This is a genomic window from Rhodococcus sp. RCBS9, from assembly GCF_029457415.1.
Classification (GTDB): Bacteria; Actinomycetota; Actinomycetes; order Mycobacteriales; family Mycobacteriaceae; genus Rhodococcus_F; species Rhodococcus_F qingshengii.
In genome coordinates, this window is record NZ_CP120422.1 from 5,811,329 (window position 1) to 5,821,512 (window position 10,184).

Annotated in this window: 10 protein-coding genes; 6 read left to right on the forward strand and 4 right to left on the reverse strand. The window is 61.0% G+C overall.

From position 1 onward, the window contains the following. Positions 1–10 precede the first annotated feature (10 nt). The gene (locus P0M12_RS27275) at positions 11–292 is read right to left on the reverse strand and encodes a hypothetical protein (protein ID WP_042450929.1); all 282 of its coding nucleotides are present in this window, start codon (positions 290–292) and stop codon (positions 11–13) included. Between the two features lie 52 nt (positions 293–344). Between P0M12_RS27275 and P0M12_RS27280 the strand changes: the two genes are divergently transcribed. Genes P0M12_RS27280 through galE form a run of 5 tightly spaced genes read left to right on the forward strand, consistent with a single transcriptional unit; the run spans position 345 to position 5,741 of the window. Next, entirely contained in the window at positions 345–2,432 is a 2,088-nt protein-coding gene (locus P0M12_RS27280) for a glycosyltransferase (protein WP_277377112.1), read from the forward strand. 46 nt (positions 2,433–2,478) lie between these two features. Beyond that, the gene (locus P0M12_RS27285) at positions 2,479–2,751 is read left to right on the forward strand and encodes a PqqD family protein (protein WP_042919772.1); all 273 of its coding nucleotides are present in this window, start codon (positions 2,479–2,481) and stop codon (positions 2,749–2,751) included. A 7-nt stretch (positions 2,752–2,758) separates the two neighbouring features. Continuing rightward, complete coding sequence (locus P0M12_RS27290; RefSeq protein WP_277377113.1) at positions 2,759–3,637, forward strand: hypothetical protein; 879 nt, start codon at positions 2,759–2,761, stop codon at positions 3,635–3,637. After that, entirely contained in the window at positions 3,616–4,746 is a 1,131-nt protein-coding gene (locus P0M12_RS27295; RefSeq protein ID WP_277377114.1) for a nucleotidyltransferase family protein, read from the forward strand. The genes P0M12_RS27290 and P0M12_RS27295 overlap by 22 nt, the downstream gene beginning before the upstream one ends. Beyond that, a complete protein-coding gene (galE, locus tag P0M12_RS27300) occupies positions 4,743–5,741 on the forward strand; it encodes a UDP-glucose 4-epimerase GalE (protein WP_277377115.1) in 999 nt (332 codons plus the stop codon). The genes P0M12_RS27295 and galE overlap by 4 nt, the downstream gene beginning before the upstream one ends. Positions 5,742–5,748: 7 nt before the next feature. Here galE and P0M12_RS27305 read toward each other — a convergent pair whose 3' ends face one another. Beyond that, positions 5,749–6,732 (reverse strand): hypothetical protein, encoded by a 984-nt coding sequence (locus P0M12_RS27305; protein ID WP_277377116.1) that lies wholly within the window; start codon positions 6,730–6,732, stop codon positions 5,749–5,751. A 603-nt stretch (positions 6,733–7,335) separates the two neighbouring features. Here P0M12_RS27305 and P0M12_RS27310 point away from each other — a divergent pair. Next, positions 7,336–8,385 (forward strand): GGDEF domain-containing protein, encoded by a 1,050-nt coding sequence (locus tag P0M12_RS27310; protein ID WP_230793231.1) that lies wholly within the window; start codon positions 7,336–7,338, stop codon positions 8,383–8,385. Here the strand turns inward: P0M12_RS27310 and P0M12_RS27315 are convergent. Next, complete coding sequence (locus P0M12_RS27315) at positions 8,374–8,847, reverse strand: DUF5709 domain-containing protein (RefSeq protein WP_064114329.1); 474 nt, start codon at positions 8,845–8,847, stop codon at positions 8,374–8,376. The two genes, P0M12_RS27310 and P0M12_RS27315, sit on opposite strands and share 12 nt — an antisense overlap. A gap of 73 nt (positions 8,848–8,920) precedes the next feature. Beyond that, complete coding sequence (locus P0M12_RS27320; RefSeq protein WP_030536368.1) at positions 8,921–10,126, reverse strand: lipase; 1,206 nt, start codon at positions 10,124–10,126, stop codon at positions 8,921–8,923. Between the last annotated feature and the right edge of the window lie 58 nt (positions 10,127–10,184).

Here is a 10,184-nt window from a genome sequence, read left to right on the forward strand (position 1 = left end):
CGGGAGGGAATCAGCCGGGCGGAAACGAGCCGGGCAATCCCGGATCATCGGGAAGTTCGGGATCGTCAGGAAGTTCGGGTAGTTCCGGGAGTTCGGGACCGTCCGGAAGTTCCACAGGTTCCGGATCAACCGGTAGCTCGTCAGGTTCGGGTGGAACGACGACCGCCAAACCCACCGGGCCGACAGCGCCGACGGAGCCGACCGTCCCGACTGTGCCAACCGTACCGACGGTGCCGACCACTCGCACCGAGCCGACCTTCCCGACCCCTCCGACCCAGCCGACAAATCCCACGGAACCTACGTAGCCGACACGACGCGACTGGTTCCGAGGGGGAACACCGACGATGACAGAGTTCGACGTCGCGCTACACCGCGCTCTGAAGAAGTTTCAGAGCGCGGGGTCAGTTCAGGTGAAGGAGACTCCGCCACACGGAGAACCGGCCGATCTGACTGTCGCGATCGCGACCTACGACGATTTCGACGGCGCGTACTTCACGATCCACTCGATCTTGGTCCATCATCGCGAGGTTCTGGACAGAGTCGAATTCGTCTTGTTGGACAACAACCCAGAGGGGTTGCCGGCGCCGATGCTCGAATCGTTTGCCGGTTACATCGATCGGTTCCGCTACATCCCGTTCACCGACGTTCGATCGACTGCGGTGCGGGACGTCCTGTTCCGCAAGGCCACCGGAAAGTATGTCCTTGTCCTCGACTCTCACGTGATCTTGGCACCGGGATCGTTGTCGGCGTTGCTGGCGTATTTCGATGCGGACCCGGAAACCGACGATCTGATCCAGGGACCGATGCTCTCCCAGGATTCCTCGCACATCGCGGCCACCCACATGGACCCCAAGTGGCGCAACGGGATGTTCGGCTCGTGGGGAGTTGATCCGCGAGCGAAGCAACACCCGGACGTGCCTTTCGAGATCGTCATGCAGGGCCTCGGCTCATTTGCCTGCAGGCGTGAGGCATGGCCGGGATTGAACTCGCACTTCACCGGATTCGGCGGTGAAGAGGGATACATCCACGAGAAGTTCCGGATCAACGGCGGAAAGGTCGTCTGCCTTCCGACATTTGGTTGGCACCATCGATTCGAGCGCCCGGCCGGTGTCCCGTATCGAATAAACTGGGAAGATCGTGTTCACAATTACCTGCTCGGTTGGAGTGAGGTCGGATGGGATCTCGACTCACTCCATCGTCAGTTCTCCAGGTACCTCGGTGATTCGTATCCCGAGATTCGTCGCCGTGCCGAGCTGAGCGTCCAGCGACCCGAGTTGGTCTTCGGTGGGGTGGTCGTTCTCAGCGACGACGGCCGAGTCGCTCCGTGGCGTTCATGCCTGGCGGAGGCCGAGTCGATCGAACTGACCGTTCACCGTGCCATTCCGGCGGAGGACGACGGTCCGGATGGGTGGAGGACGGCCTCTGCGTTCGTCGCCGGACTCGACAAGGCAATTCTGCTGGGCTGGAAGTCGGTGGTTTTTCTGGACGAGGCGCGCGTGATCGAACCCGCGGTTATGTACAAGCTACGGAACATCGTCGACGACCTCCCGGCCGAGGCCGATACGGCTGTCATCCACGCACACGGCGAAGATCTGGTCGGAGCTGCACTGATTGTTCGCGCGGCGACATACGGAACTTTGCGAGACGAACTCTCACGAAGGATCAACGGACCCGTGCCGTCCGACTTCTCACTGGCGGCTTATCTGCTCGAGCGAGGCGCAGTCGACGTTGTGCTCGATCGCCCACTGTCGCCTGTCCGAGTAGGGGGAGAACCCAACCCCGTTGTCGAGGATTCTGAGTCGGACCTCGGTGTTGCCGTCGTGAATCTCGATCTCGACATCGACAGATGGAAAGCGTCCTGGCATAGATTCATTCGCTTACCGCGCGTAACAGCGGTGGAAAGAGTGTCGGCTTTCGAGGACGTGATGAATCAGGACGCGGCCTTTGCCGTCTCGTGGCGTCGTGCGCTCGCTCGGGCGACTGAGAAGGGCTGGGATTCGGTCCTCATCGCTGCTGACGACGTCAGTTTGCTGGATGCCGCCGCATCGATCCTTGGCCATGCCCGCGAAGAGTTGGATCACGGCGATTGGGACGTCGTCCACCTCGGACACGACCCGAAATCGAGGGACGGAGCTCTGCTCGACGGTTCGGCACTCTTGCGCACCAGTCCTGAGAACCGTGGAGTCCACGCCGTTCTCGTACATTCACGCGCCTTCGAGCGAATTCTCGACGAGATTGCGGATCCGGAGTCAGATCCCGAAGCATTCGGACAATGGGCGGGTCACTACCGAACTCTGGGCGACTACCTGGTGGATGCGAGTGCCGGGGGAGCGCTCACGTGCCTGACGCTGTCGCCCGGCATCGCCTCCACACGCAGCCTGATTCGTTCGGGCGCAATCGAATCCGAATACTCACGACGCTTCGCACTGTGAGACCACCACCAAGACGAAATCGGATTCGCTGAATCAAGGAGATATCTTGACCGAACTACTCGAAGGTGTGAGACCGCAACGCTCTCAGACGGTGGAGAGCAACGATCTCACCGACGGTGTTGTGCTGTACGACAGCTCCAGCGAGGTTGCCCATCACCTCAACCCGGTCGCGACGTTGGTGTGGGAACTGTGTGACGGCCGGACCGTCAGCGAAATTGTCCAGGCCGTGGCAGAAGTGCTCGAGATCCCTGACGACGAGGCGAAGTCGGTAGTCAACGAGACGTACGGACGGCTGAGCACCTCTCGTCTGCTGGTGTGAGAATTCCGTGACAGGCAACCACGTACCGCAATTCCGGGCGCACTACCTTTGGGTTGACGCGATTGTGCGCGGTTTCCGCATACCCGAGGTCGGTGTCGTCGAGCATCGGATTGCCAGCCCGTGGCCTGCGGACAACAACGTCGAAGTTCGGATTCAGCGGAATCGAGCCACATTCGGTCGCTGGGACGTCACCATCGAATCGACCATCGGCGGCAGCCGTGAAACGCTGATCGGTCTCGACGGTCTCCAGCTCGCGGAGAGCGTGTACCGCACGGTGCACCGGGATGTCATGACGGCCGCGCACGCCCGACATTGGACACGCCTGCACGCCGCTCTGGTCGACTGCAACGGTGTGAGAGTGGCGATCGCCGGGCATTCCGGGGCGGGCAAGACCACCTTGGCGCTCGCCCTTGCCTTACGGGGTGCACAACTGCGTGCTGACGAAGGCGTCTTCATTCGTGGTACCGAAGCTGTGGGCTTACCACGGCGGGTCCACCTCAAAGCCGGTACGTTCGACGTCCTCCCGGAGATCAAAGCGCACGATTCGCTGTATCTTCCGTACGCCCCGCCGGTGTGGGCGTTGGACCCGTCAACCTTGCCTGCTGAACGAAACGTCAGCTCGGCGGTTCGCGGAATCGATCTGGTGCTGATCCTCGATGGATGGGACGAGGGGCCGACTCGACTCGCTCCGATGCCCGTACCCCAAGCGATACAGTCGCTAGCCGAGCAATCCGCACTGTGGTCCGACAACCACGGATTGACCCTGAGAAACATCGCTGCTCTACTCTCGAATGCCCCGTGCTACAGACTGATTCGACATCACGGCGATACCGGCGCCGACACCGTGGAGGAACTGGTGGCGTCATGCGTGACACCCGGTACCTGATTTCCATGTTGAAACCCGAGTGTGGGGCCGACGTCATCCGCTTGTGTTCGCAGCAGGATTGGCCCAGAGTCATCGACGCCGCTGTAAGGCACAAGGTATTGCCGCTGCTCGCCTCCCGAGCGGTCGAGGCCGGCTTCGCATCGGTCCTACCTGCGAGCTTCGCGGAAATGCTGTCGGAATCCTCGGCCACCGCATCGAGTCCGGAATTGACGCTGAGCCTTGTCCATCACCGAAACACCATAAGGATCTCGGACCTCGACGCGCAGCGAGTGGAACTGCAAGAGTTGTTACACAGCAACGGATTTCCGACGGTTGCACTGAAGGGCGCCGCCCTTCTCGAGCGAAAAATCTGGCCGAACCCGGCAGCTCGACGGATGACGGACATCGACCTTTTGGTCGTCGACCCTGCACATGCCGTTCCGGCCAACGACGCGATCCTCGATTTCGGCTACCGAATGGTCCGCCCTGACGAAGTGGACTCCGACTCCATCGATCACGACGATCATCAGGAACCGGCACTCCTTCGCGACGACCGTCATGGCTCCGTCGAAATCCATTCGCACTTACTTCCGAGGTTCGCCCGTCACGCGCTGACCCGGGAGGCCGCAGTCCGAGGAATCAGCGCGGAGGCGGAAGAATCCCGCCTTGCGATGGCCGACGTGACGCTGCACGTCATCGCTCACGCGCGGCTTGCCGATCGGGCCTTGATTCGAGCCGATTTGTCGTTGAACAGTGTCTTCGACGTGGGGTGCCTGCTCACTTCCGAACCGGAACTCGCTGTGACGCTCTCCAGACGCCAGTTGCCACGCGATGTCCGTCGGGCGGTGAACGTCCACTGGGCGGCGGTGGAATCGATCTTCGGCGTCAGTACCGGAATGACGACCATCTCGGCGCGTTGGTGGTGGCGATGGACGCTGTGGTTGGCGGATCGCCCACGCCTGCACTCGCTCTACCGCGATCTGGTCATGGTGCCGCTCTTTCTCGACCGTGATCGGCTTTCCATCCGGGACGGGCGCGACCTACGTGGATGGGACTTGGCCCGCTCACGCGTGTCCCACTTCGTCCGTCGTGCGAAGACTGCCGTCGAAGATGCCGGGGGAGCGGCGTGAAAGTACTGATCACGGGCGGAGCGGGATTCATCGGAAGCACCGTCGCGTCGAAGTGCGTCGACGCCGGGATCGATGTCGTGATTCTCGACAACCTGCTGACCGGCCGCGCCGAATTTGCGCACAGATTCCCGTTCTATTGCGGCGACATCGCGGACGAGAAACTGCTCGACAAGGTATTCGCAGATCATTCCGATATCGATGCGACAGTTCACTGCGCGGCCTTGATCGTAGTCGGAGATTCCGTGAGTAGCCCGGCGCGGTACTACGAGAACAACGTATCCAAGTCGCTGACGCTGGTATCGAGTGTCCTTCGGAACGGGTGTGAGCGCTTCTTGTTCAGTTCCTCTGCGGCGGTGTATGCGCCGAGCGACGGTGGGTGTGTCGACGAACATTGGGGGATCGCACCGCAGAGTCCCTATGCGCACAGCAAGGCTCAGTTCGAAACGATGCTCGACGACATTGCGGCGGCCACTGAATTATCGGCGATATCTCTACGCTACTTCAATCCGGTCGGGGCAGATCCGGAGCTGCGAAGTGGTACAGCGTCGGCACGCCCGACCCACGCACTCGGAAAGCTGTTCGAATCATATTCGACAGGAACGCCTTTCAAGGTTACGGGAACGGATTGGCCGACGCGCGACGGATCCGGAGTGCGTGATTACGTTCATGTCTGGGACCTTGCAGACGCTCATGTTCGAGCGCTGGAAAGGTTCGACCGGGTCACCGCTGAATCATCACGCATGACTGTGGTCAATCTGGGCAGCGGGCGGGGGACGACGGTGTGGGAGCTGGTACACACATTCGAGAACGTGCTCGGTGAAGATATCGACGTGGTCGCTGCCGGCCGACGCGCCGGTGACACTGCCGGCGCTTACGCGTCGAACGATCGTGCGTTGCGACTACTCGGGTGGGTTCCGACATTCACCCTGGAACAGGGGATCGAGGACACCGCGCGGTGGCTGGCAGTGCGGCCGCACCTGCTCAACTCGGTGTAGCCGAACGTCAGCCCGTCGGGTCGTCGTCAACGGTGATGTTGTTGCTACGTAGCCAGAAGGTGGCGTCCGGATCCCACCCGGCGAGCACGCTGGCCCCCGCGTTGGCCGACAACGGGATCGCGACACCTGGCGTGGTCAGATAAGCCATCATGGTCAGGTGCACGGCGTCGTAATCTGCAGCGACCGAAACCCAGTCCGGAATGAACCAGTCACGGTATTCACCGGTCGTGTCGTACCACACGGAGCGACGTGAAGCGGGCACAGGCAGGGGATAGGTATCGACCAGATTCGCCCAGTCCTGCGGACCGGTGATCTCGTAGATCCGGGGCGCGCCGTAGATCCTTACCGGCTGCACCCGCGCCTCGTTCGAGGAGCTGTCTTCTTCGAGAAACACCCCGAGGGCCCCGATACCGTCGCGGGCCCTGGTTGTTTCGGTTGTGCCGTTGGCAAAAGGGATAGACCACCATTCGCCTCCGATGTGACGGTCCGGATCTTCGATCTGGTATTCCAGAAACCGGCGTTCGTAGTCGAGTGCCTCAGCGCGCCACTGTTCGAGGCCGTCTTCTGTGCGGTAAATCCGCAAGGGTAGGTCCGACCAGCCGTAAATAGGGTTTCGCTTTTCAACCAGATTCTGGTTCAGAAGGTCAGCAGGCTCGGCCCACCAGGCGGTGTGTGACGAGTCGAGAAGGGCTTGAGCGATCGGGCGCAATGCCGCGATCACCTCAGGGCGGACGAAGATCAGATCTTCCTCGTCGGGCGGCTGCCAGTAGCGTGCGCAATCTACGGCATACGCAAGACAGTGCAGAATCTCGAGTTCGGACATCTCGCCGATTGCCCGGATATCAACAGCGCCGAGAACTTGGAGCGCATCTTCCGGCGATTGAGGCCAGTGTCCACCGGATGTGCGTGCGCCGGCGCGGCATGCGTAACCGACGTTCGCACAGAAGCGACGGCCACGTGGTGAACCGAGGACGAGTGCAACGGAATCCATCTGGGTAAAGCTAGCGGACAAGCTGACGGGGGACGTTCGAATATCCATTACTTGACATAATGTAGATTATCGGCAAATTCTCGACCTGGCGATATCCGGTTCACGCCTGGTTCGTGCAACCTTCTTTGTTTCCGCCCACCCATGTCTGTCTGCCGGTACATTTGCCGGCTTTCCTGCGTTTCCGTCCGAGATCTGCGACAGGCTTGCACGACTCGACCATTGCGACTCCGCGATCGCCGGCTGAATTGCTACCGATCACCGCCTGGCCTCGCCGGCGACTGCGGCTACGCCGCGCGACCTGGACGTCAGGAACGACCAATAAGTGCTCTGATGTTGATTGATGTCGATAAAAACGTCTCACCGACTTCCGGCTACCCCACCTCAATTCGTCACTGTGACGTATTACGGTTGACAGGCTGGAGGCGAGTTCAGTTCCATTGTCATCGCCACGGACTACTATCGCCGCATGTGTTGTATTCGACCGGCCGCTTCTCATGGTCAGTGGCCGCGATGAGCGACACACCCAAGGTCGTGCATCGCTGGCTCGCAGTGCCAGACCAGTTTGACCGATTCACGCGATTCTTGCGCGACAACGGAATTCTGATGCCGACTCGGATAGGCATCGGCGTATTGGTTTTCCTCCTGGGTATCACGATTCTGCTGAAGCGACTGGGCACTCATTCGGTACAGACCATCGGATTTCCGTTGGACGTCGTCGTCGCAGTGCTTGTGATGATCGGCGGAATTGCCCTGCCTGTCGTAGCGACCACCCGTGAAAGGTCGTATTTCTTCGTCGTTGCCGGGGACTTCGCCGTTGCGGTGATCGTGCTGGCTGAGGCGAATCCGGATCAGAGATTGCTCGGATGTCTCGTCTTCGGGCTCGTCGGCTCGTACATAGCCTTCTTTCACAATCTTCGAACTCAGCTGTGGCACCTGCTGTTTTCCGGGGCGGTCATCGTTGTTGCCAGCATCGGCGTGTTCACCGATGTACCTTCTGGCCTTCCAGACGTCCTGGGGCGCATTGCCTTTGCCATTCCTGTCATCACTGTCATACCGGTGGTCACGCAGATTGCTCTGGCGCTCCTGAGCAACGACGCTCAAAGCTCAGAACTCGATCCGTTGACGGACCTGCTGAATCGGCGCGGACTCGCACGGCGGACTTCCGAACTACTGCAAGCGAAATCCAGCCTCGACCAGTCTTTGCTGGTGGTGGTGATCGACATCGACAATTTCAAACACTTCAACGACACCTACGGTCACGACGTCGGCGACCGAGTCATACTGCGCACGGCCTATCGACTACACGACTGGGCCAGATCGGACGCGGCGATAGCGCGCATCGGCGGTGACGAGTTCGTCGTCGTTCAGATGATGCCGTTGCCGTACGTCGGCGATCTACTGGCCCGAATCGCGCCCATCATGAACTCCCCTACAGGCGAACCAATCTCGACGACCAGCATCGGCATAGCCATCCACAACGGCGCCTGGCCGGACGTACAAGCAGCAGAAAGTGGCGTTCACGATCTACATCGCCTCGCCGATTCGGCGATGTACGAAAGCAAGAGAATGGGTGGAAATCACGTCCACTCCATCGTTCTCACCGATCAACAGCTACAACAGCCACAACAGTCAGGCGGTCGTTCAGTCCTCTGAATCGTCGATCAGATGCATCGCGGCTTCCTCTGCCGACGCTGCGCCGCCGTCGATTCCGACGTCTCCGGCAATGAGTTCACTTTCCTCGTCCTCGTATCTGCCCTCGTCTTCGGCAACGAGACGCCCGACCCGACGGTTACCCACTTCGTCACCGTTCGGGAATTCTTCTTCCCGTTCGAATTCGTCGGCATCGGCGGGATCCTTCAAAGGATCTCCGAGCGACGCGTACGGATCGGGTTCTTCTTCGGTCAGGCGCTCGTCGAGGGTCTCCCCCGCTGATTCCTCGCTGCCGGTCAACCCGTGGGCATCAAGTCCCAGTGGGCGTTCCGGTGGTGAGATTCCCTCGTCGAGAATGTCGTCGACGCCTCGATCGATCAGAGTGTCTTCAGGTTGAAGCTGGTCGTCGGGATCGAGACTGTAATCGCCATTGCCGGCCGCGCCGGTGTCATCCGTGTCGCTCATACGATCAACGATGCCACGGGCACACCGAGTTGGCCATGTGCCGCGCCTGCTCGATACGTCACTCCGGAGACATTCAGCACGAACGCGGGGCCGGCACTCCGTCGAATCGGTCCTGTAGGTACTCGAATGCGGTGGGCAGACCGAGGACCGCAGTGGTGAGGTGGTCCGGGCTGGGGAACAGTTGGGATTGAATCGTGGCTCCGGCGGCGCAGTACCGCGAAATCGTGTTGACCACCGAATCGATGGGGATCAGAACGTCGTCGGGCGTGTGCCATTCGAACACCGGGGCAGTCGGCACACCGGGATAGAGTTCGACGCTGTTGTCGTCCATCACCTTTCGCACTTCAGGGCTGGACAGCAAGGATGTCGACGTCGACACCTGAGAGGCACTGCGCCCGGCACCGACCCTGAGGATGTCGTTGGTGCACGCGTTGGTGAGTTCGGCCCGCATCGACCGTCCGAGGTCGTTGAGTTGGTTGCTCAGCGGCAGTAGGTCGGGATACTCGCGTTCGAGGCCCATTGCTGCGGCGAAGGCGAGGCCGAATGCCGGGTGCGGATCCTGTCCGAGGCCGTTTGCCATCTTGGACAGATTCATCGGGACGCCGCCCTCGGCTACACCGACAAGGTTGACCTCGGGTGCGTAGCTCGGGGCCAGTGCGGCCGCCCACGCGGTGGCCATGCCGCCGCCGGAGTAGCCGGCAATACCTACAGGGCTGGCGCCACTACGCAATTCGGGGACTTTCTGAACGGCGCGGATACCGTCGAGCGTGATCTGTCCGCCCAGGCGCGCGGCGCCGTACGCACTGTTGGGTCCGAGATGGTCGGGAAGGGCAATGGTCCATCCACGTTGCAGCGCGACGTTGAGGATGGGCGCTTCACGGATGACGATGTTGGGATCCGATGCGTAAAGCGCGCGAGATGGCGCACATCCCGTACCGAGTGCATTGACGATGTGCTGATACGAGAGCAACGGGCCGTCTTGTGCTTGATTCGGCGGGACCAGGATCGTGCTGACCGCGGCAATAGGCTTGTTCTCTGAGTTCGTGGACCTGTAACTGACCTGCCAGATCGCGACGCCGGGAAAGGTCATCAGGTCAGGGGCCCGGCGCACGGAGATCGGCGTGCCGGCGGTCCCCTCGGCAGCTGCTTGCGAGTAGAACGGGTCCGGGTCCGGTGCCGGATATGCGGGATCGGCCTGTGCAGTCCCCCCGGAGAGCAGTGCGGCAGTCAGTGCAGCGGCAGTCAGCATCGATCCGGTAAACACGCGTGTGGTTCGCAGTTTCAACGTTTTCCCCTCGTCCGGACCCACCAGGGTTCATCACCCTGTGTGTTTCACT